Origin of the sequence: Methanoregula sp., assembly GCF_041645475.1 — an archaeon.
Classification (GTDB): domain Archaea; phylum Halobacteriota; class Methanomicrobia; order Methanomicrobiales; family Methanospirillaceae; genus Methanoregula.
In genome coordinates, this window is sequence record NZ_JBAZQA010000003.1 from 129,499 (window position 1) to 150,926 (window position 21,428).

The 21,428-nt window shown below is 50.1% G+C and carries 25 protein-coding genes and 1 tRNA gene; 20 read left to right on the forward strand and 6 right to left on the reverse strand.

The window, feature by feature from the left end:
* Positions 1–52 precede the first annotated feature (52 nt).
* The gene (locus WC598_RS03945; RefSeq protein ID WP_372960168.1) at positions 53–1,588 is read left to right on the forward strand and encodes an anti-sigma factor antagonist; all 1,536 of its coding nucleotides are present in this window, start codon (positions 53–55) and stop codon (positions 1,586–1,588) included.
* Positions 1,589–1,680: 92 nt separating this feature from the next.
* Positions 1,681–2,220: a cache domain-containing protein gene (locus tag WC598_RS03950; protein WP_372960169.1), complete on the forward strand. Its 540-nt coding sequence runs from the start codon at positions 1,681–1,683 to the stop codon at positions 2,218–2,220.
* A gap of 185 nt (positions 2,221–2,405) precedes the next feature.
* Here WC598_RS03950 and WC598_RS03955 read toward each other — a convergent pair whose 3' ends face one another.
* On the reverse strand, positions 2,406–2,693 hold the full coding sequence (locus WC598_RS03955) for a hypothetical protein (protein WP_372960170.1): 288 nt from the start codon (positions 2,691–2,693) through the stop codon (positions 2,406–2,408).
* Positions 2,694–2,851: 158 nt separating this feature from the next.
* Between WC598_RS03955 and WC598_RS03960 the strand changes: the two genes are divergently transcribed.
* Positions 2,852–5,737 carry a PAS domain S-box protein gene (locus WC598_RS03960; protein WP_372960171.1) on the forward strand — a complete coding sequence of 962 codons (2,886 nt, stop codon included), beginning with the start codon at positions 2,852–2,854 and terminating at the stop codon, positions 5,735–5,737.
* A gap of 97 nt (positions 5,738–5,834) precedes the next feature.
* Here WC598_RS03960 and WC598_RS03965 read toward each other — a convergent pair whose 3' ends face one another.
* A complete protein-coding gene (locus tag WC598_RS03965; RefSeq protein ID WP_372960172.1) occupies positions 5,835–6,335 on the reverse strand; it encodes a regulator of amino acid metabolism, contains ACT domain protein in 501 nt (166 codons plus the stop codon).
* Between the two features lie 219 nt (positions 6,336–6,554).
* On the opposite strand from WC598_RS03965, the gene WC598_RS03970 reads away from it, so the two are divergent.
* From WC598_RS03970 to WC598_RS03980, 3 genes are all read left to right on the forward strand, one after another.
* Positions 6,555–6,639, forward strand: a tRNA-Leu gene (locus WC598_RS03970).
* Between the two features lie 63 nt (positions 6,640–6,702).
* Positions 6,703–7,935: a tyrosine-type recombinase/integrase gene (locus WC598_RS03975; RefSeq protein ID WP_372960173.1), complete on the forward strand. Its 1,233-nt coding sequence runs from the start codon at positions 6,703–6,705 to the stop codon at positions 7,933–7,935.
* Positions 7,936–8,070: 135 nt separating this feature from the next.
* Positions 8,071–9,051 carry a hypothetical protein gene (locus tag WC598_RS03980; RefSeq protein ID WP_372960174.1) on the forward strand — a complete coding sequence of 327 codons (981 nt, stop codon included), beginning with the start codon at positions 8,071–8,073 and terminating at the stop codon, positions 9,049–9,051.
* A gap of 65 nt (positions 9,052–9,116) precedes the next feature.
* Here the strand turns inward: WC598_RS03980 and yidD are convergent, their stop codons facing one another.
* Complete coding sequence (yidD, locus tag WC598_RS03985; RefSeq protein WP_372960175.1) at positions 9,117–9,353, reverse strand: membrane protein insertion efficiency factor YidD; 237 nt, start codon at positions 9,351–9,353, stop codon at positions 9,117–9,119.
* Positions 9,340–9,837, reverse strand: coding sequence for a zinc ribbon domain-containing protein (locus WC598_RS03990; RefSeq protein WP_372960176.1), 498 nt, complete (start codon positions 9,835–9,837; stop codon positions 9,340–9,342). Before WC598_RS03990 ends, yidD begins: the two co-directional genes overlap by 14 nt.
* Positions 9,838–10,037: 200 nt before the next feature.
* On the opposite strand from WC598_RS03990, the gene WC598_RS03995 reads away from it, so the two are divergent.
* Entirely contained in the window at positions 10,038–11,243 is a 1,206-nt protein-coding gene (locus tag WC598_RS03995; protein ID WP_372960177.1) for a zinc ribbon domain-containing protein, read from the forward strand.
* On the opposite strand, the gene WC598_RS04000 is transcribed toward WC598_RS03995, so the two are convergent.
* Positions 11,231–11,605, reverse strand: coding sequence for a DUF2085 domain-containing protein (locus tag WC598_RS04000; protein ID WP_372960178.1), 375 nt, complete (start codon positions 11,603–11,605; stop codon positions 11,231–11,233). The genes WC598_RS03995 and WC598_RS04000 overlap by 13 nt on opposite strands.
* 319 nt (positions 11,606–11,924) lie before the next feature.
* Between WC598_RS04000 and WC598_RS04005 the strand changes: the two genes are divergently transcribed.
* The 8 genes from WC598_RS04005 (at position 11,925) to WC598_RS04040 (ending at position 17,516) form a co-directional block, all read left to right on the forward strand.
* Positions 11,925–12,167 (forward strand): hypothetical protein, encoded by a 243-nt coding sequence (locus tag WC598_RS04005; protein WP_372960179.1) that lies wholly within the window; start codon positions 11,925–11,927, stop codon positions 12,165–12,167.
* A gap of 170 nt (positions 12,168–12,337) precedes the next feature.
* Positions 12,338–12,496: a hypothetical protein gene (locus tag WC598_RS04010; protein ID WP_372960180.1), complete on the forward strand. Its 159-nt coding sequence runs from the start codon at positions 12,338–12,340 to the stop codon at positions 12,494–12,496.
* Between the two features lie 112 nt (positions 12,497–12,608).
* Positions 12,609–12,977, forward strand: a complete 369-nt coding sequence (locus tag WC598_RS04015; RefSeq protein WP_372960181.1) for a hypothetical protein — start codon at positions 12,609–12,611, stop codon at positions 12,975–12,977.
* The gene (locus WC598_RS04020; RefSeq protein ID WP_372960182.1) at positions 12,974–13,378 is read left to right on the forward strand and encodes a hypothetical protein; all 405 of its coding nucleotides are present in this window, start codon (positions 12,974–12,976) and stop codon (positions 13,376–13,378) included. The genes WC598_RS04015 and WC598_RS04020 overlap by 4 nt, the downstream gene beginning before the upstream one ends.
* Positions 13,375–13,791, forward strand: coding sequence for a hypothetical protein (locus tag WC598_RS04025; protein ID WP_372960183.1), 417 nt, complete (start codon positions 13,375–13,377; stop codon positions 13,789–13,791). The genes WC598_RS04020 and WC598_RS04025 overlap by 4 nt, the downstream gene beginning before the upstream one ends.
* Positions 13,788–14,159: a hypothetical protein gene (locus tag WC598_RS04030; protein ID WP_372960184.1), complete on the forward strand. Its 372-nt coding sequence runs from the start codon at positions 13,788–13,790 to the stop codon at positions 14,157–14,159. The genes WC598_RS04025 and WC598_RS04030 overlap by 4 nt, the downstream gene beginning before the upstream one ends.
* The gene (locus WC598_RS04035; RefSeq protein ID WP_372960185.1) at positions 14,149–14,388 is read left to right on the forward strand and encodes a hypothetical protein; all 240 of its coding nucleotides are present in this window, start codon (positions 14,149–14,151) and stop codon (positions 14,386–14,388) included. The genes WC598_RS04030 and WC598_RS04035 overlap by 11 nt, the downstream gene beginning before the upstream one ends.
* A gap of 50 nt (positions 14,389–14,438) precedes the next feature.
* Positions 14,439–17,516, forward strand: coding sequence for a hypothetical protein (locus WC598_RS04040; RefSeq protein ID WP_372960186.1), 3,078 nt, complete (start codon positions 14,439–14,441; stop codon positions 17,514–17,516).
* 43 nt (positions 17,517–17,559) lie between these two features.
* On the opposite strand, the gene WC598_RS04045 is transcribed toward WC598_RS04040, so the two are convergent.
* Positions 17,560–18,741, reverse strand: a complete 1,182-nt coding sequence (locus WC598_RS04045) for a hypothetical protein (RefSeq protein WP_372960187.1) — start codon at positions 18,739–18,741, stop codon at positions 17,560–17,562.
* A gap of 155 nt (positions 18,742–18,896) precedes the next feature.
* On the opposite strand from WC598_RS04045, the gene WC598_RS04050 reads away from it, so the two are divergent.
* From WC598_RS04050 to WC598_RS04070, 5 genes are all read left to right on the forward strand, one after another.
* The gene (locus tag WC598_RS04050) at positions 18,897–19,409 is read left to right on the forward strand and encodes a DNA N-6-adenine-methyltransferase (protein WP_372960188.1); all 513 of its coding nucleotides are present in this window, start codon (positions 18,897–18,899) and stop codon (positions 19,407–19,409) included.
* A 193-nt stretch (positions 19,410–19,602) separates the two neighbouring features.
* The gene (locus WC598_RS04055; RefSeq protein WP_372960189.1) at positions 19,603–20,106 is read left to right on the forward strand and encodes a hypothetical protein; all 504 of its coding nucleotides are present in this window, start codon (positions 19,603–19,605) and stop codon (positions 20,104–20,106) included.
* An 87-nt stretch (positions 20,107–20,193) separates the two neighbouring features.
* Positions 20,194–20,358, forward strand: coding sequence for a hypothetical protein (locus WC598_RS04060; protein WP_321504671.1), 165 nt, complete (start codon positions 20,194–20,196; stop codon positions 20,356–20,358).
* The gene (locus WC598_RS04065; protein WP_372960190.1) at positions 20,348–20,824 is read left to right on the forward strand and encodes a hypothetical protein; all 477 of its coding nucleotides are present in this window, start codon (positions 20,348–20,350) and stop codon (positions 20,822–20,824) included. The genes WC598_RS04060 and WC598_RS04065 overlap by 11 nt, the downstream gene beginning before the upstream one ends.
* Entirely contained in the window at positions 20,817–21,401 is a 585-nt protein-coding gene (locus WC598_RS04070; RefSeq protein WP_372960191.1) for a hypothetical protein, read from the forward strand. Before WC598_RS04065 ends, WC598_RS04070 begins: the two co-directional genes overlap by 8 nt.
* Positions 21,402–21,428 lie beyond the last annotated feature (27 nt).

The following is a 21,428-nucleotide window of genomic DNA, read 5'->3' on the forward strand; positions in this document are numbered from 1 at the left end:
CGGGGAAGATTTCCCAATTATTATCTAGTACTTCCCATTAATTTACCATTGAATGTCCCCGGTCCTGCAGATTCATCGGAAGAGAACCGGCACTGCGGATGTGATCTGCCTTTCCGGGAGGCTCGATTCCAATACTTCCGCAGATCTGAATATCCTGCTGGGACTGGAAGCTGATGAGGGCAATCTCCGGATTGTTCTTAACCTTGCCGGACTGGATTACCTCAGCAGCTCCGGCCTCCGCGTCATATTGATCTGGCTCCGGAAACTGAAAAGAAGGCAGGGGGATCTGAAAATTGCCTGTATGAATCCCAGGGTGCAGGAAGTCCTGTTCCTTGCGGGGTTCAACCGGATATTCCTTCTCTACGATACCGAGAGCGCGGCACTTGACAGTTTTTCCTGCGGGGAACTCGATGAACAGGAGAAACGGATACTGGATGCGGTTGCCCTGACCCTTGATATCGAGGAGGACCGACGGCAGACCGAAGAGCGTCTTGCCCGGTCCGAAGCCATGTACCGGGCAATCTTTGAAAGTTCCGGAACAGCCATGGCGATTGTTGAAGAGGACTTAACCATCTTTCTTGTCAACGCAGAGTTTGAGAAACTGGTGGGGTACTCAAAGGTGGAACTTACGGAAGTCTTCACCCTGCTGCCGTTCATTGTCCGGGACGACCTTGCCATGGTAACGGAATTCCACGATCTGGTCCGGAGCAATACCGGCACACAACCCCGTCATTACGAATGCAGGTTCAAGAGCCGTGAGGGCGATATACGGAATATCTACGTCAATATCGATATGATTCCGGGAACTACCCGCAGGATTTATTCTCTTCTCGATATTACCGAGCTGCGGAAGATTGAAGAGGATTTACGGCACGAACTGACCCGCAAACGGGAATTTATTATCCTTACGGCCCATGAACTCCGCACGCCGCTCCAGCCCATCATGGGATACCTGCATATGATCCTTGAGGAACCGGATGCATACGGCCTCAACGACAATGCCCAAAAACTCCTTGGCAAATGCTCAAAAAATGTGGATCAGATGCGGGAGATCATCGAACACATCATCAAGCTCAGTGACCTGGGGTATGGCCCCGAACAGATGCTCCCCCGGTTTAAACCCCGGTATCGTGAGACATCCCCGAAAAATCTGCTCAATACCTATATTTCAGTAATCCGGAGCTCAAGCGATATCGCGATCGATATCCGGATTCCTGACAATTTAAAGATAATAACCGATCACGAATATTTTTTCTTGATCGTACAAAGCCTGATCTTCAACATTATCCGGTATTCTGCAATGCCCGCAACCATTGAAATTACTACCAATGATGATGAGAAGAACAACCGGTTTATTATCAGGAGTCCATCTGCCGTCATCTCGCCGGATATCATGCCAAACCTCTTCAAGCCGTTCACTGTAACAAAGGAATCCAAGCTCCTCGAAAAGATCGGGTTTATCGGGATCAGCCTGCCGGTTGCAAAAAAAATGGCAGAGCTTCTTGCGGGGGATATTACCGTAACAAGTGAACCGGGATGCGGGAGTGCGTTTACCCTCTCATTACCTCGCTTGCGGCCAACTGACTGATGGCACGAAACCCGTTTTTTCCATTGATAAATGTCAGATAATTGATTGGCAGAATCTACCGATTTAATGCGCAGTCACTATAACATTATTCCATGAAAACCGGATCCGTTCTCATATCAGTTTTTCTTATCTTCTCACTCCTGCTTCTCGCAACCGGCTGCACCCGGCCGGAAGCCGCGGGCGTTCCGGTAATTCCAGCACCTTCATCAACAAACGAGACAATGGTTGCGTTTGTCAAAGAAGCGGTTGCATATGCAAACGCTCATGGAAAAGAGGCTGCACTGTCAGAATTTTCAAAGAAAAACGGATCGTTCTTCCGGCGGGATCTCTATATTTATGCCTATGATCTCAACGGGACTACTATCGCCCACCCGGTCAACCCGGAAAAGATTGGCGTGAACCGTCTGTATGAACCCGATGCAATGGGGCACCCGTTCATCTATGAACTCCGCGATGCAGCCCTGAATGGCACCGGGTTTGTTGAGTATTATTACATTAATCCGGTGCACAACAATTCCATAGAAAAGAAACTCGGGTACGTGGAGAAAGGCGGGGATGACTGGTGGCTGGGTTCCGGCATATACTCCGGGCCGATTTTGCCAGCCATCACGTCACCGGCAACAACCCCGTAATCAGTTCATGAAACCCGGGGATTTGCAGATTGATTCCCGGACAATACCGCGGGTATCCCCAAAATTTCTTCCCCGGCTTCGTTCAGCCGCATATCCGGGTCTTTTTACCTCACGTGTACCTTCTTCCCAATGAGTGCCCGAAACGGTCAGGTTCTCGTACGTTCGTAATCCCGATTATGGATGTTTCAGGAATCCCCGGCGGTCTTAAACGGGGATTCTTCCTCCCCCTTCTGCTGGTGGTATTCGAGAAGCCGTCTCACTTCATCGTACGCTTTCTGCTTGTCTTTAATACCCGTAAAGAGGATCCGGACTTCATCGATATCGTCCTTGATGTAAACCGCTTCATCATATGCGATCAGCAGGATCTTTCCCTCGGGACCAAACGTATGCTCCTCCCGTTCCCCGGTCATATACCGTTTGCGCTGCTCGGCGGTCGGAGCCGAATATTTATTCTCGTACCGGAAGACTCCCATATAGATTCCTTAATAACAGTTCTCCACGCGGGCGGCATTAAACATACCCGCCCGTGAAACAGATGCGATCACGAATCCGGATTTATGTTTTTTCCGGAACCTTGTATAAAGAGAAGAATATTCATACCAGTCTGAACTTATTCTTGCATTGGAGCAGGATGATGGAAACCCCGGGTGGATCATTTCATGATGCAGTTATCGACTTTTTACCGGACGCTACGTTTGTCATCGACATTGAAGGCAAAGTGATTGCATGGAACAGGGCCATGGAAGAAGTGACCGGGGTTCTTGCAGAAGCAATGCTCGGCAAAGGGAAGTATGAGTATTCGGTACCGTTCTATGGCGAACAGAAACCGATGCTCGCTAATCTCATATTCATGCCGGAAGTGGAGATCGCAGAGCGGTACGATACGATAGAAAAAATCGGCGATACCCTTGTGGTCGATATCTTCATCCAGAATTTCTGCCCGGGTGGCGTCTTCTTCTGGGCAAAGGCAAGTCCACTTTATGATCCGGCGGGTAATGTGTGCGGGGCTATCGAAACTATTCGCGATATCACCGACCGGAAGCGGGCCGAGCAGGAGATGGTGAAAAAAACACGCCAGATGTCGGAGATCATCGATTTCCTCCCGGACGCAACGTTCGTGATCGATCTTGAGGGCAAAGTTATCGCATGGAACCGTGCGATGGAGGAGGTGACCGGTGTTCCCGCGGAATCGATGCTTGGGAAGGGGAAGTATGAGTATGCAGTCCCGTTCTATGGAGAACAGAAGCCGATGCTCGCTAATCTCATATTCATGCCGGAGATTGAGATTGCAGAGCGGTACGATACAATAGAGAAGATTGGCGATACCCTTGTGGTCGATATCTTCATCCAGAACTTCCGGCCGGGTGGCGTGTTCTTCTGGGCGAAAGCCAGTCCCCTCTATGATCCGGCAGGAAATGTCTGCGGGGCTATTGAGACTATTCGCGACATCACCGACCGGAAGCGGGCCGAGCAGGAGATGGTGAAAAAAACACGCCAGATGTCGGAGATCATCGATTTCCTCCCGGACGCAACGTTCGTGATCGATCTTGAGGGCAAAGTTATCGCATGGAACCGTGCGATGGAGGTGGTGACAGGTGTTCCCGCAGAATCGATGCTCGGGAAAGGGAAATACGAATATTCGGTACCGTTCTATGGCGAACAGAAACCAATGCTCGCTAATCTCATTTTCATGCCGGAAATGGAGATCGCAGAGAGGTACGATACAATTGAGAAGATCGGCGATACCCTTGTAGTAGATATTTTCATACCGGAATTCCGGCCGGGTGGCGTGTTCTTCTGGGCAAAGGCAAGTCCTCTCTATGATCCGGCAGGAAATGTCTGCGGGGCTATTGAGACTATCCGGGATATCACGGACCGGAAACGAGCCGAGCAGGAGATGGTGAAAAAAACCCGCCAGATGTCGGAGATCATCGATTTCCTCCCGGACGCTACGTTCGTCATAGACCTTGAAGGCAAAGTTATCGCATGGAACAGGGCTATGGAGGAGGTGACCGGGGTTCCCGCAGAATCGATGCTCGGGAAAGGGAAATACGAGTATTCGGTACCATTCTATGGCGAGCAGAAACCAATGCTCGCTAATCTCATATTCATGCCGGAAGTGGAGATCGCAGAGCGGTACGATACAATTGAGAAGATCGGTGATACCCTTGTAGTCGATATCTTCATACCGGAATTCCGGCCGGGTGGCGTGTTCTTCTGGGCAAAAGCCAGTCCTCTCTATGATCCGGCAGGAAATGTCTGCGGGGCTATTGAGACTATTCGCGATATCACGGCCCGGAAGCGGGCCGAGCAGGAAATTGTCAGTTCCCGCCGTAGCCTGGCCGACATCATCAGCTTTTTACCGGATGCTACCCTGGCTATCGACCTCAATGGCGTGGCAATCACATGGAACCGGGCTATGGAAGAACTGACCGGTATATCGGCAGAGACCATGATCGGGAAAGGAGATCTTGAGTATTCCCTGCCCTTCTACATGGATCGCCGGCCTATGCTCGCAAATCTTATACTCATGCCAGAAGCAGAGGTTGAGAGCCGGTATACCCATGTAAAACGGGAAGGTGACACGCTCGTTGTCGATACGTTCATTCCCCATCTTGGCAAGTCGGGCAGGTATTTCTGGGCAAAGGCAAGTCCCCTGTATGATCCAAAGGGAAAGATCACCGGGGCAATTGAGACCATACGGGATATTACCGAACGCCGCGAGATGGAGGGGAGGCTCGCCCGATCGAATGCCGAGCTCCAGATTGCTGCCGAGATCCAGCAGAGTTTCATGCCGGATGTCATACCCCAGATCAGCGGGTTCGACATTGCCGCCAAGAGCGTTATGGCAAAAGAAGTTGGCGGTGATTTTTTTGACGTGATACCGTTCGAGATAATCCCCCTCGCGAAAGGAACGCTTGGCCTTATTATCGCCGATGTGTCCGGAAAAGGCGTACCCGCAGCACTCTTTATGGCATTGTCGCGGATTGTGGTCCGGGTAAATGCCCTCTGGCACCGCGATCCGGCGAGAGCTATCTATGATTCCAATAATATTATTGCGCAGGATTCAAAGGCCGGCATGTTTGTTACGCTCTTCTATGGAACCCTCTCGGAGAAGGACCGGACCCTCACCTATGTCAATGCCGGCCACAATCCCCCGATTGTGTACCGGAGTCTCACTGGATCCCTGGAGGAACTCATGCCCACGGGCATTGTCCTTGGCGCTGTCGAGAACCGGAATTATTTTTCCCGGACCGTTGAGATAGGACCTGAGGATGTCATTGTCATGTATACGGACGGTGTCACGGAGTCCATCAATAAGAACGAAGAACTGTTTGGCGAAGAGCGGCTCTATTCCATAATCCGCAGGAATGCCCATATGCCCTCACGGGATATTCTTGAAAAGATACTCGATGCGGTCAGTACGTTCACAGGCGATATGCCCCAGTTTGACGACATCACGCTGATGGTGATAAAAGGATCGGATGGGTTACTGAATAAAGGATCAACCGGGTGAACCGGTTTTTTATCCGGTAAATGAATGCCGGATAACGATCTCCGGAATGTTTTCTGAGAATAACGGATCTTCCCAATTCAACTCTGGTAAGAGTTGATCAGATGATAACCTGCCGGACCTGGGGCAGGGCCCGGATCTCCTCTATGACGCCACGGGGGAGTGGATCCTCAACAATGATCACGAGCTTCGGCTCTTCAGAGAATTCCGGGTCGGTAACAAAGATCTGCCGGATAGAGAGCAGGTGATCGGAAAGGACCCGTACTGCGGCACCGACTATCCCGCGCTCGTTCGCATTCTTGGGAAGGACCGTTATCACCGTAAACCCAAGCGACTCGGCAACTTTGGACAGGTCCGGTGTTGCCCGCATGTTGAGAAAAATATCCCGGAGCATCGGGCGTTCGAGGATACGCCGCGCTGTGGAATCCACAACCCGCCGGTCGGATCCGATGGCTTTTGCCACGGCAGTTGCGGGCATCTCTATGCCGTTACAGCTGATCCGCCCGTCATCCGTGACGCCGAACCCGTTCTCGAGAAGGAAACGGACTACCCGGCTCTGGGAGGGGGAGTCTGCAAACTCTTGGATGATATCAGACCACATACTCACCACTGGGAAAGACGCCTATTTATATACAGCGATGATGGTCCGGGATCATTGATGTCGTTGGTTTTCTTAACAGGGATCTGGCGCTCCCTGCCCGCCGTATTCCGACAGGTTCCGACGTGTCACCGATGCGGGACCTGCAGGAACTCCCCGAAAGAGAGAGAGATCTTGCACAACATTTTATAAGATTGACAACCTCTTTGTTATGGCACAAACGCGAGGGTAGCCAAGCCAGGTCAAAGGCGCTAGGTTGAGGGCCTAGTCTCGTAGGAGTTCTTGGGTTCGAATCCCATCCCTCGCATCTGGATGCGAAGTTAGAATCGTTCAGTCTTCTTTTTAAACCCGTTATTTCAGACACTTCTCTATGACTTACCCAGTCGCTCAGTTGCTTACGAGCAGCTCTTTTCATCCGGTCAGAACTGATCTGGCAGAAAACGCAATCAAAGCCGCCCTTCAGGACTTTACCATCACGACGGTGGATGCCGCACAGGTCCGGGAATTCATTGCAGAACTCCGGTCCTGCAAGAACATCAGCACCGGGCGGGCGAACAAACTCACCTTCACGCTGATCTCCTGGCGCCGGTTCATCGGGCCGTATGCTGACAACACCATCGGCGATCTATACGCGGCAATCCCTGAGCTGAGAAATGCAAAGAGCAGCCGTGAGAAGCCATTCAAGCAGAACACCATCAGCGATTTCATCGCCATCCTCAAACAGTTTTACCTCTGGATGATTGACAACAAATATTCCCCGCTTACTGAAAGCAAGATCCACAAACTCCGGACGCCCCCCAAGGACACCATGACCAAAGTCGCCGCTGACCTGCTGACTCCCGATGAGATCACCGCGATGATGAAGGCGTGCACACGCACCATGGACCGGGCGCTCATCATGATGCTCTATGAAGGCGGGTTCCGGATTGGCGAGATCGGAACCATGACCTGGGGCGATCTCACGTTCGATAAATATGGCATCATCGCGAACGTGAACTTCAAGACCAACATGCCCCGGTACGTCCGGCTCATCATGGCCCGGGAATACCTGGCGCAGTGGCGGGCCTGCTACAAGCCGGACCCGAATGGGGAGCGGCTGGTGTTCGTGAACGAACGCAGCAAGCCCCTCATCCATGCGACCATCAACAAGCGGCTCAAGTGTATCGCGAAGACTGCCGGCATCAGCAAGCACATCACGCCGCATATCTTCCGCCATAGCCGGATTACGCATCTGATCAAGGAGAAGGTCCCGGAGAGCGTGATCAAGCTCATGATGTGGGGCAACATCAGCACCGATATGTTCCGGACCTACGCCCATCTCACCGGGCAGGACATCGACTCCGCGATGCTCGAATCCTACGGCATCAGCGTCACGGACAACGACAATGCCACGACACGGCTGGAGCCGGTCCAGTGCCCACACTGCCGGAAGATTAACCCGCCTGTCTCGAACTACTGCTTCTCGTGCGGCCAGCGGTTAACGGACATTGTGATTGATACTGATGAAGGGATCCAGCAAAGCGTCATCCGGGACAACCCGGATATCCTGCGGCAGCTGATTGATGAAAGGATCGCGGAGATGAAGAGGAAAGGGGAATTTTGAATTTTTACGGCTACGGGAAAACTCGGTCTCATTTTAAGAACAATTAATTATTGCCTTTTTGGTCGCTCAACAACGAATATATTGATCGGAAATGAAATGGCAAAATTTAAGGTGATTAACTAAAAATTAACAAAAATGAAAAAAAGTATTTTTTTTGTTCTGTCGATTCTTTGTATATTGAGTATTATTTTTGCTGGGTGTACTTCTGATAGCGGTAATTCAAATGTTGGAGCATCAACAACACCAACACTTACTCAGCAAAAATTTAATGCCGGAGATGTTTTAGCGAAAGCGGATTCATCTATCACAACCACGGTCGCTGTTGCCAGTTACGATGCTGCAACAGACTCCTACAAAATTTACGATGTTTCGAAAAGTTCTGATGGTGGATGGCAGGCACTAACAAATCCATCACAACGAACATTATCCCGTTCTGCTGTTGAAAAAATTTACCTGAAGAAAATAGCGAGAATCGGTGGTACATCAAATACAGTCCAAAATGCCGTTCAAAACACATATTCAACGGCTTCTTCCCCCACTTCAAGCTCAGCCTCAACCGGAGTTCAAATAAGAATTACATATAGTGGGGTGTGGTCCGGAGCTTATGGAGATGCAGGAGCGATGCAGTCCATTGATGGTACCGGATCGAAAACAATTACACTCGATAACCCCAGTAGCATCATTTCAACGTCATTCCAGAAGAAAGATAATTCACAAGATGAATTAAAAATTGAAATTCTTAAAAATGGTCAGGTTCTGAAATCAGGTAGCACAACCGCAGCATATGGAGTCGTTGCAGTTGCTTCATCAATTTATGGAGGAGCAAGTAGCTATCAGCCAGTCTCATCATCATCGAAAAATGTTCAAATCAAAGTATATTATGATGGATTGTGGCAGGGTTCATACGGGGAAGTTGGGGCATTGCAATCTGTAGATGGTTCCGGGCCTCAAACATACACTTTAACTAATCCGAATTATGCTGTATCAGCATCATTCCAGAAAAAAGATAATTCCAATTCGGAATTAAAGGTAGAAATTGTGAAAGATGGGAGTGTCATTAAAACAGGGAGCACAACCGCCGCATACGGTCTTGTTCTTGTATCTTCTACAGTTTAATTTTTTTGAGGCAGAAAGCAATTTTAACATCGGTTATTCGATGTTTGATTCAAACCGGGGTAAAATTACGGATAATCAATACAACTCTCCAAATTGTCAGGGCGGCAACGATAAAGTCTATTCCAGGTTTTCCTAATACCTATGAAAACGCCGTACTTTTGAATTGCCAAAATTCCATAGTTTGAACATGTCGGATGAAAACGACATCGCACACCCCGTTTCCTTAAGTGTGGGGATAAAAAAAATTGATAGAATGTTATCAAATAAATGCAGATAAACACCGGTATTTCATTCAACTTCATGGATTATTTGTTCCTTTTTTACTGCTTTTGAACCACAACGTGGACATTTTCCCATATCCGTTTGTTCCCGACCCATATACGACATTGGCCAACAGCAACATGTGGCTCCAGAAATATTTTTTCCTGCGTTTCTTAGTATTTTAGAATAATTTTCATAGACCTCTTTCTTACCAAAAAACCAAACATTTCCACAAGCAGAACATGTGCATCGGGTTTCTTCAATCTTTTTGGTTGCAATTCCCCTATTTTTGGGTAAAGTCTCGATTTTATTGAAAGTAATCTTCTCATCTTGAGGAGCATCGCTAAATGGATTCCCGCATCGGTTACAAAACACAGCTTGATCGTCAATTGCGGGTGTTCCGCAATTATTGCAAATGGGGAATTCGTTAAATGGTCCTTCAGGGATTTTAGAACCACACTTATTGCAAAAAAGTGCTTGATCGTCTTTTGCGGGAGCACCACAATTTGTGCATTTTTTAACCATTTTCGCTCATTAAATGAATCATTCAATAATGGGCTTAAATCCTGCTATTTAATCGTGTAAAACAAAAATGGCTTCGTTTCGGAATTTTGGCTGAGGTTTGTAAAAAAAAAGGATATTGAAATGTTAAATATTCTTGATTCGGTTTTACGACTAAAACAACACCTTCATATTGAATTATTCGCAATTTAGAGTTTGCAAGCATGACAAATCCTAATTCTGATACAGATGAGCAAATTATTTTGGACTCTTCGTCAATTTCGATAAAAGGGGTTCAATTTCGTGTAATTTTAACAAACTATCGAATTGCCCTCTATAATTCTTCCACTCAAAAACAAAACGACATCACATTATCCGAAGTTCAAAAAGTAAAAGCAGAATCTGGGCTTGTCGGAGATCCAACCATCCTCCTATTCATTCTCTCACAATCTGGTGAAAACAAGAAAATGATTTTTAATTTCTCTCCAGACCATGAAAATGAACGAAATCAATGGATCACAGAAATTAATAACTTAATCCAGTCAAATAGCAAAATACCCTCAAATGGAATTATAGGTTCTCCTGTAAATTCTGATGTAATTGATCAACAATCTGATACTTTTTTTTGCAGCCGGTGTGGGAATAGAGTAATCGATGGTTCGTCGTTTTGCAATCGTTGCGGCACAAAAATCAGTCCTCCCGCCCAACCAATTGTAAATTATCAGAATAATGGAAAAGGAAAATATGCTGAAGAATCTTCAAAAATATCAACTGAAAAAATTACCTTACCTGCTCGGAAAACTCAATATGCAGATACTAATATTCCTTACACAAAAACTAAAGAATCACGAAATATCCCTCTCAATAATGAACAGGTTGGAAAAAAATTTAATTTCACGTTACCGACAATATCAAATCAAAAACCAAGCGTTGCGGCTCTTTGTTGTGGTGGAATAATTTTACTCATTGTAATAAGTGCGATTTTCTCATCAATAACGCATGGATCTACATCTTCAACCACTAATTCCAATTCATTGACAAATTCAGCGTCATCTGAGGTAAGTTCAACAACGGCAAAATCTGGTGAGCCTGGAGAGGCATTAAGCACATATTTATTCGCGTATCAGCATGTAGGTTCGACCTTTCCAGTGAAAATTTCTGCTGATTCGTTATATGATTATTTATCAAAAAATGCAACCTCAACCATGTCGAAACAAGAGGTTGGTATTGTGGTTTCTTCCGTGAGATCAGAATGGACAATCTTTGATTATAAAATTGGGGAAACAAAAAAACAGGGGAAATATGCCACAGTAACTGTCGATATAATTTGGCAATCGAAGAATGGCATTCAAATTAGTCGTACTGAGCAAATACCCTTGGTTTTTGAAGATAATAAATGGAAATTGGATAAATTTTTTTACAGTATGTAAGAAATTAAAAAATTGATCAACAATGGCAAAGCTAGACCGAAACCAAACCCGGTTATTAACCGGATAAAATTATTACTTTCCCGAAGAGAAAAAAGTTGCAAAAAACCATCAATAAGCATTGGAATCATTAACAAAATCAGTAATATTAGTGGTATTTCAATGCGAATCCACATCAATAGTATTCCAAGAATCCCCCCGAACATAAGCCCCATGCATCTTGAACAAAGATAATTTTCAAGACCAAAAAAATTTATAGTGCGGTCTTTTCTTCGATGGCAGAAACACAATCCATATCTTCGATTTCGTATTTGAATATACATGATTGGACCCAGTTGCTCATCCAACGCATATTCATATTTCATAGAAAACTGTTGGTTTTTAAGAATAAATTTTACACGGATAAAAAATTTGTTTCTAAAATGCAGTACTTTTTTTCTTCATCTTCAAAATATTTTGATATCAATGTGGGTGAATTTTTTTTGCGGCACCCCCCACCGCTCTAAAACTTCCGACCACAATATTGATGAGAGCCTGAACATTTTTTAAAAATTCCAGCCGCGCACCACTTTTTTTTGAACGAAAAACCGCTATTTTCGTTTAACTTGTACGACAAAAAGCGGTCAGCTAACCTGCTGGTTCAGAAAACCCTTTAAACAACTGCGAATTTATAAAAGTATTACAATGCTCTGGGAATTCTTCAAAAAGACGAGCGTTCGGATTAAGGCAGCGGCAAAATCCGTCAAAACAAAATTCCTTGTTTTGATCGGCCAGCCTGAACCCGAGGCTCCGGAAAAATGCCCGGTCCAGAAGAACCGATACAAGTCCAAAACCGGACGTGCGATGAACAAGGGCCAGTGGTGCAGACTGACGAGCAGCCACGCCCCAATCTTTTCGCTCTTCACCTACTTTGGTGATCGTCAGTAGTAGCTGATAACCGATAGTCGGGTTTCTGTCATGGCGATTGTCCGATAGGTCACCTGCCGTTTCGACAAAAACGGTCGTTTACCGGACGATAGCCGTGGCTCTGATCAGACCCGGAATTTTCAAAATTCATGGAATGTGGCTGAACAAAACACACAAACAACGGTGAAAAAATGCAGAACGGTATTGCTCGCGAACCCCTGCGAGTCACTCAGGAAGCCGTGGACGCTTACGAGAAGCGGTCCGGTTTCTACGGCATCGGCAAGAAGATGGTTGAACACGGTCGCTGGAAGATCGTCACAAAAGAGGAGGCACCATGCAGGCACAGTTAAGTGGCAGCTCACAAGCGAAACTTACCCAGTCATGCCGTGAGACTGCCATACATAATTTTGTTTCTGACTTTAAATCCCTCACTGAATCGGCGGGAGTTACCGGAGGAAAAGCATGAGCCATTTTTCCGCCGGTCTCGTCATGACCGGAAGCGATGGGTCCGTCCATGTCCGGATCTGGGGCGAGCGATATTATATCTGCCCCGAGGAACTGGGAATGCTCCTCTTCGTTGGCGACCACGTTCCGGTGCTGAAGAAAGGGCCGGTCCCGGAGGGAATCCCCCCGGTAGCCGGTACTGCATATCTCAACCCGTCAGGTCGGGCCGTCATCATCGCGGTCGGGAAAATCCGGTATATGCTCCCTCGCGACCGGTTTATCGCGGTCGCGCTCGGCGAGGATGTGTCCTGCATCCTCTTTGAGGTCCCGTCTGATGTGCCGGAGCCGGAAATAATTTCTCCGCGCAAGGGAGGTGCGACCTCATGACCAGCCGTCGCGGTACGCTGGTCGAGGAAGGAGCCCGCGAGCTGCTCCAGATGCACGGTTACACGGTTCGGGTCATCCCGCCCGGGTTCAACAAAAAATTCCCCCCTGCTCATCTCGTCGCAACCCGGCCCTCGGGTGAGACGCGGTTCATCCGCATCCGTAAATTCTCGCACCTCCCCTCCACTGTCGATATAATCATGGCAAAGTGCGGCCTTGACCTTGCGCAGTTCCGTAAGCACATCGCCCGCCACATCGGGGAAGCAGGGTTCCATTACGAGATCTGGATTTACTCGCTGACGCACGGGTTCCGGTGCTTTGAGATCCTGATGGATACCGTACGGGAGATCCCGAAACTCTCACTGAACGGCCCCGTGGTTTCCCGGGCCGGAGGTGTGGCATGACTGCCGTCCACCGTATAAGCACGCTGGAACAGCAGGCCGGCAACATTCTCCTGGACCTGGGGTATGAGCCGGTGATCGTGAGCGACCTTGTCCGGAATTCCCGGTACATCCCCTATCACCTGACCGCCCGCAAGGAACTGGACGACGGGACCATTGACAACGTGATGGTAAAGCTGAAGATCGCTCTGCATCCTCTGGCCTCATTGATGGAAGCTGAAGAATTCTGCCGGGACGAGATGAGACGCATGAAGAAATTCTTCGCGCAGCTCCCGCAGGGCCTCAAACCTTCCCGGTTCGAAGTCTGGATTTCAATTCCATCGGATCAGTTCCAGCAGTTCGAGATCACCCGCGATGGCATACGGGAAATTTTTTCACCTAATGAAAAGGCCGGTCGGGCCGGAGGTGCGGAATGATTGCCCAGAATGCATTCATCGCCTCAAAAGAACGGGCAACTGAACTGCTCGTCTCCCGGGGCTACGAGCCGGTCCTGCCGGTCGAGAGCAGTTTCCTTTCGCGCTATATCCCGCTCCATCTTATCGGGCTGCGGGGCAATTACGAAGCACTCTGTGTGAAGATCAGGATTGCCTACGGTTCGGTCAGTGCGCCTTACGTCGAATCGTTCTGCCGATTCGAGATCTGCCAGTTCCGATCGTTGCTGACAATGTACCCGGGCAATGTTTTCATCCGCTGCGAGGTCTGGGTCGTTTCCCCGAACGGTTCAATCCACTGTTTCGAGGTGCTGCCTTCCGAGATTCGCGAGGTGGCAGCCTATGCCCGATGAAGAGAAGAAGCCGGCAGTCACAACCGAGAAGATTGAGGGCATCCCGCTCTACCTGATCCCGAAAGCGATCGCGGACCAGATCAAGAAGAAGGGCGAAGCGGTCTTCCAGATTCTTGTCGAGCGAAAATTCCATCACCGGTACACCGTAAAGGTCGAGACCTTCGATGAGCACGCCGAGCGGGTGAAGCAGGAGGAGCCTGCACCCGAAGAAGGCGACGGGCATGGCTGACCTGGCAATTTATTCGCCGCAGACCGCAGCAGGGACCCGGGTGGTGACGTGTGGATGGTCTGCTTCGTGATGCAGTCGCCCGATTAGCCGGGCCCGGGCAGGTCGTCGAGGTCCGGGCACTCACCGATCAGTACACCCACAGCGGCTACTTCAGCGATCCTGCCGCGCTCGTGCGGGCCGTGGAGCCGCTCGATACCGACAGCTCAGTACACGGCATCTACGTCACGCTGAACGAGGTGAACCCGGCCCTGCTCTCGCGCCGGGCGAACCGGATCAAGATGCGCCTGGGCAAGAAAGACAGCACGACGAGCGACGCGGATATCCTGCGCCGCTGCTGGCTGCCGATCGACATCGACCCGCTGCGACCGAGCGGCGTGTCAAGCACTGACGAGGAGCACGGGCTTGCTCTGGCGAAAGCTGATGAGGTGGCCCGCTGGATTGCCGGGCTCGGCTTCCCGGACCCGGTCCGGGCTGACTCCGGCAACGGGGCCCACCTGCTCTACCGCATCGATTTGTCGAACGATGAAGCGGCGACGGGCCTCGTCAAGAGCTGCCTTGCAACGCTCGACACGCTCTTCTCGGACGAGCGGGTGAACGTAGACACGGCCAATTTCAACGCGGCCCGTATCTGGAAACTCTACGGTACGATTTCGCGGAAGGGTGACAATACCCCGGAACGTCCGTACCGGAGAAGTCGGATCCTCTCGGCTCCTGATGATCTGAGCGTCGCGAAAATCGATCATCTCAGGGATCTCGCAGCCAGGCTCCCAACCGAGCAGCACGCACAACCGCAACAAGGTGCTGCGAAAGGCAAGGGCTTCAACATTCGCAATTGGCTTTCGGATCATTGCGTTGGGGTGCGGGCCGAGAAACCGTATAGTGGCGGCACGCTCTTTACCCTCGACCAGTGCCCGTTCTCTTCAGCGCATAAGGACGGCGCTTTCGCGATCCAGTTCGGCAACGGTGCGGTTTTTGCCGGCTGCAAACACACTTCCTGCGGTGGGGGTACCCAGCGGTGGCAGGAACTCCGCGAGCGGTATGAACCGGACCGGGCTACGAAGCGGAAGGACTGGGAGCAGAAACAGAAGACCTGGCGGAAGGACCGGGTGAAAGCAAAAGCAGAGCAGGAAGGGACTACGGATCCGGGCCCGGTGCCGGCAAACCCCGATGCCCGGGCAGCAGCTCTCGATGTTTTGGAACACGGCGACCCGGTGGCGCTGATGCTCCGGACCTTTGCCCAGGAGCATGTCGGCGACGAGATCCTCGCCCGCTGCATGATCCTCTCGATGGCGTCACAGGCCGTGAAGAATTCGGACGGGCTGCATGTCTCGGTGACCGGTGACTCCGGCAAGGGCAAAACCCACGCCTTCCGGAAGATGATGCGCCAAGTGCCCGACCGGTATAAAGTGAAAGGCACAGTAAGCAACAAGGCGCTCTATTACATGAAAGATCTCCAACCCCGAACGGTCCTGATGAGCGACGACACCGAGCTCTCAGATGGCATTCAGGAGATCCTGAAGTCCGCGACCTCGAACTTCCACGAGCCGATCACGCACACGACGGTTACCAAGGACCTGACCTCGCGGGTCTGCACAATCCCCGAGCGGTGTGTCTGGTGGATCGCAAAGAAGGAAGGGACCGGTGACGATCAGGTGATGAACCGGATGCTCACCTGCTGGATTGACGAATCAGCTGAGCAGGATGCCCGGGTGCTTGCGGCGAAGCAAACCCGGGAGATGCTGGACCCGGACTCTTTCATTGAGGAGTCCGATGAGCTGATAACGTGCCGGTCCATCTGGGAGATTCTGCACGAGCAGACGATTTGGGTAATCATACCCTATTCAAAGCGGATCAGGTTTAACGCCATCTGCAACCGGCGCAACCCTGACATGCTTTATGACCTTATCAAGAGCCACGCGGTCCTCTTCTTCATGCAGCGGCAGCAGAAGACGAGCGAAGACGGAACGCTCTGCGTGTATGCAAATGAAGCGGATTTTGCGGCAGCTAATGATGTTTTCACCCTTCTGAATGGAACTGCAGGCGGGCAGGAATCGAAGATGACAAAGAAGGAATCGGACCTGCTCACTGTAATCGACAAAGCTGGCCGGGACGAGTTCACGATCCAGGACCTGCAACAGCTCACCGGCTGGTCATACTCCAGCATCTACAAAACGGTGAAAGGCTATGACAGCCGGGGCAGGAACTACACCGGGCTTCTCGAAAAGTGCCCGGCCCTCTCATTCACCGACCGCACAGTGACCGTAACAGAGAGTGACGGGTATGCGGTCCGCCGCAGGACCGAGGCGTTCGAATGGAACCGGGAATTGTATCGGCAGTGGAATGGCGGCGGGGCCTGCTGGCTCGATCGCGATCCGAAGGATGGCGATGGAGGTTCGTTTGCTGCATTGCGGCAGGTTTCCTGCACTTTTGCTGCAACTGCAGCAAATGAAAAAGGCGCTTCCGGTGCGTCCGCTTCCTGCAATGGTACTGATATTGATAATAATTCTGTACTAAGAGAAGGTGATTTGCTGCAAAACCGGAATTATACTGCTACTCAGCAATCAGGTCCGGACACATCACAGTGTCTCCATAATTCCGCAATTGCAGCAAACGAAAATCGATCTCCGCAAAAAACGACCGGATCGGAAAATATCACACCCCATCATCTTCCGATTGATTGCTGCACTTGCAGCAAAAGTGCCGCACCGGTGCAGCAAACGACCACTCCTGCAGCAAAACAGTACCGGACAATCGGGGCCGGTGATTACAAAAAACTCGAGCCCCCGGAGCCGAAGACCCCGTGCTGGTCCTGCGGGAACAAAGGCTCCCGGTATATTGAAAAATATACCAAAGAGCGCCGGGCCCGGCCCAGGGACCAGCAGGAGGCGCGGCGGATCTGCCGTTCGTGCTATAACGATGCGGTGAAAGCGGAGCAGATGGCATCGGTCCCGCTGCCGGGAACGGTTGATGTTTCCCGGTGTACAAGGGTTACGGCAGATGTGGGGAAGTGCTCGGTGTGCGGGATTGCGAAGGCGGTGTGGATCGACCGCGAGGCTGGCGTGAAGCTCTGCGAGCACTGTTACGGGAGAGGTGTCCGGGAGGATGCACGGGGGGTGGGATTGGGGTAATATCGACGAACTAATACTTTTTCTCGTGTATTTTTACAGTTGATCAACGGTCGGTAAATTTTCTTATCCAGGAAAAAAACCGACCAATTCGATCTTTTTTGATGCTCGATGATGATGAGATTTCCCTCTGATTTTTTTCCGGATCGATTTTTCCGTACAATTCAGAATACAGAGGACGAAAAGATCCCTCATAATTTTTTAATTTAAACTGAGCACGCAATTCGATCTCAGTCTCATCCTCATTTTTTTCCTCTCTTTTTAAAGAATGCGTTACGTCGAAAAACGGCAGTAAATCTTCATTAATTGAACTTAAAGGAGAATTTGTTAATATCACTGAAAAACGATTTTTAGCATCTCCCGATGAATGATAGGATTTGTGGAACAAGGTCTCAATTTCTTCTGCGGGAATATTCAGGCAATCTAATACTGCTTTTTGAAGTGCTTCTTCAACAATTGGAATATTTTTTCTTGCAGTTTCCTTGATTTCGTCTATTGATTTGAGTCCATGTAGGATATCTTTCCTAACCCCTACGCATTCTTTCCAAAAATCCTGTGTTTGATTCATCCTTTTTACAAAAAAGAATTTCAATCCATTTAATTGGATTAGCTTGGTAGGCTTATCAGGTAGGTAAAATTGTGTGTCTCCAACAATATCATCGCGATGTTTTTCAGAAATAATGGGATTTAAGACTTCTAATCCGGTCCACAATTGAGTGAATCGAGAGATAGGATCGTTTTCTGCAATTCCTTTTCTGTACCATCGGATAGCTCGTTCAATCCGATGAGGATGATTCAAAATATGCGGGATATCTGTCCTATTAAGATGTTGAAAAAACACTTGGAATTCATCTAAATTCAAGGATCGTTTGGTTCCCAAATTGTACGGAACACGGATGTTCTGGATAAATGGCCTGTCTTTTGTTTCTTCAGATATATCGATAGCTCTATCAAAAATGGGAAAATCAATCGTTACTCCTGTTTGAAAAGAAAGTAATCCCACAACGCCATCCACATATTCGAAAGCCTTAGTAACTGCGTCTTCAATTTTTTCGTCGGAAATTTTAATTTTAACAATTAATTTTGATAGCCATCCGCTACAGGTATCGTCGTTGTAAGAAGGATCTTCCGAAATTTTAATTTCAATGTTATCTTGCTGAAATTTAATCGGTCCAGTTAGGGATATGTTTGTTTGGACATGATAAATGACTAAAAACAGATTGCTCACAACATCACCATTCCTGTCTGCATCAGAAATTTCGTATGTAATATCTCCCTGCTCTGGGATTATTTACATTCCTCCTGAAAATTTCTTTTGAATTTATTCATTTATTTTCCATTCAGCAATACCTATCCACCCAATTTTACAGATCATATCATCCGATGACTGTCCCGCCAGCTCTTCTCTCGCACGAAAGCACGGAGCATTACACTCCGCAGTACATCATCGATGCAGTGATCGCCTGCATAGGCGCGATCGATCTTGACCCGGCCAGCAATAGCCGGGAGATTCCGAACGTGCCGGCAGCGAGGCATTATACAGCTCAGGACAACGGGCTTTTACAACTGTGGAATGGTCGGGTCTTTCTCAACCCGCCATTCGGACCCGGTGTTGAGCGATGGTTTTCGAAATTATTCCAGGAGCGGTCCGTAGGCCGGACCACAGAAGCGGTTGTGTTATGGAAGGCAGCGACCGAGACCGCAGCATGGAAGACACTGACGGCGATATCATGCCGGGTGTGTTTTCCATCCTCCCGAATCCGGTTTGCCTGTCCTTCCGGAGAAGCGGGTCCCGGACCGACGTTTTCACCGGCACTGTTCTATGTCGGGGATGAGCCGAAGCGGTTCGAGAGCGCATTTGGCGGTATCGGAGCGGTGTGGGTTGTGCCCAAATAATCCCCTTTGTTGCCCCTTACAAATTGGGCAGACACGGTCTGCCGAATTGGATTTTTTTCCCCTTAATGGTTGTCCCCGATTCTGATTGTAAACATGTATCGCTCTCTCTCCCTCCCTTCAGTAAAACCTAAGCCCCCCGTCCTATAGAGTAATATTCAGCCCAAGGGCCCAAGGGCGGGAGCCAAAGAGAACAATGGCAGATTTCGTACAGAGTGCAAATGTCAAGAGTGCAACCCGCACCCTTGCTGAACCCATTGTGGATGTTGCGACGTTCAACACGATCGTCCAGTCGGTCATTACCGACAATCCCTTTGAGTGTGTAGCGTATATGACTGCCGGTCAGAGCCACCCCCCGGTCGAGAAGACCAAGGAGGCATACACCGCGAAACTCGTCTATCAGGACACCGATGCCAAGACCGTTGGCACGGGCAGCCACAAGTTCGACACGCTGGCAAAGTTCAACGCCGGTGTGACCGCACTGCTCGCTGCCGCTGCGGTCAGCACGGCCCACGGCGGGTCTGTGGTCCATGATCTCGGGAAGGACGCATTCTCTGCGACCCTGAGATGCCATGATGCGAACGGTGAGCTCTATATGGTGAACTTCAGCCGCGACCGGGTCACCATCACCTCGTACTCGGATGACGCAATCCGGACGAATGTCGAGACCTGGGCGGACACTGTGGCAGCTCTCGCCTAGAACTGTTTTGACGAAACGACCCGGAGGGGAGGAGACCTCCGGTCCCCTCTCTTTTTGGTCCTCTCGTCACTTTTGCGGAGGACCGCCATGGAAATTGAAGTTTTAGGGATTGTGCTCGGGACCGTTCTCCCGCTCTATCCCATGTTGTTTGCCATCTATCAGAAGATCGGCAAATATGATGAGATCGTCGAGGAGTTCAAGAAACTCCGGGACGAGCACGAATGCTACAAGGAGGAGTATCATGGAAGCTGATAACGTGATGAAGCCGGTCGCAACGGTGACCGGGCTGTACCGGGGAAAGTTTGGCGGTCTTGAACCGCTCACACCGGATATACCGCTCACCCGCGATGAGGTGCGGCGTAATCCAATCTTCTATGAACTGGACCTGCACCCGGAGCAGGATGATGAGAACCTGATCATCGATGTGATCTACGACAACATGTCACCCCAGCGCCTGCAGGACCTGTACCGGGGAACCGATATCCCGCGAGGGGTCCGGTTCTGGCCGGACTGGTTCGACATCCCGCCGTATATGGACATGCGGGATGTGGACGGGCGACGGGTGTTCCCCCGGGCCCCGGGCATCCACACGGTCCAGATCCGCACGGGTCGGCGCAAGTTTGCCCAGATGGGCCGGGTCCGGGATTTCAGTCCGGCAAATGGTGGATATACCAGCCCGGTCTTCGAGATCAGGATCGCGGAGGACCGTGATGTTTGAGAACGAGATGCAGACCCGGTGCGCCATCTGCGGGACCGGGATCCTGCTCGGGCTGGTCCTGCTGCTGGCCCAGCTTCCCCTTCTCCTGCTCATCGTACCGATCGCAATCCTCTTCCTTGGGCTCGTCGCCGATCCGGAAGAGACGCACGCGGTCTGGTACGGGATGCTGAACACTCTCGGCATCTTCGATCTGTCTGAGCTGACAGATATCGAGCGGCTGACCTATGCCGAGAAGCGGCATTACTTCTGGTTCGGCGAGGTCGGGATGGCCGCGATCCTGGCCGGGTTGTTTGCGGTTCCGTTCGGGATCTTCATGGCAGGCCGGACGGCGATCTCCCTTGCGTTCATCGGGGCAGCGGTCCTGTTCCTGCCGCTCTTCGTGTTCCTGCCAAAGCTGATTCAGCAGGCGATGAAGGCAGATACCGATGCAGCGATCGAGGCGTTCGGGAAGAACGAGCAGGTCAAGAAAGTTTTCTGGACCCTGTTTATCTCGATGGCTGGGCTGGTCCTGGCTCAGGTCCTGGACCCGGCAACAGCTCAGCAGATTGTTGGGATGCTTACAGGGGTGGGGATGTAAAAAGAGAAATGAGATAGTTATGATAAT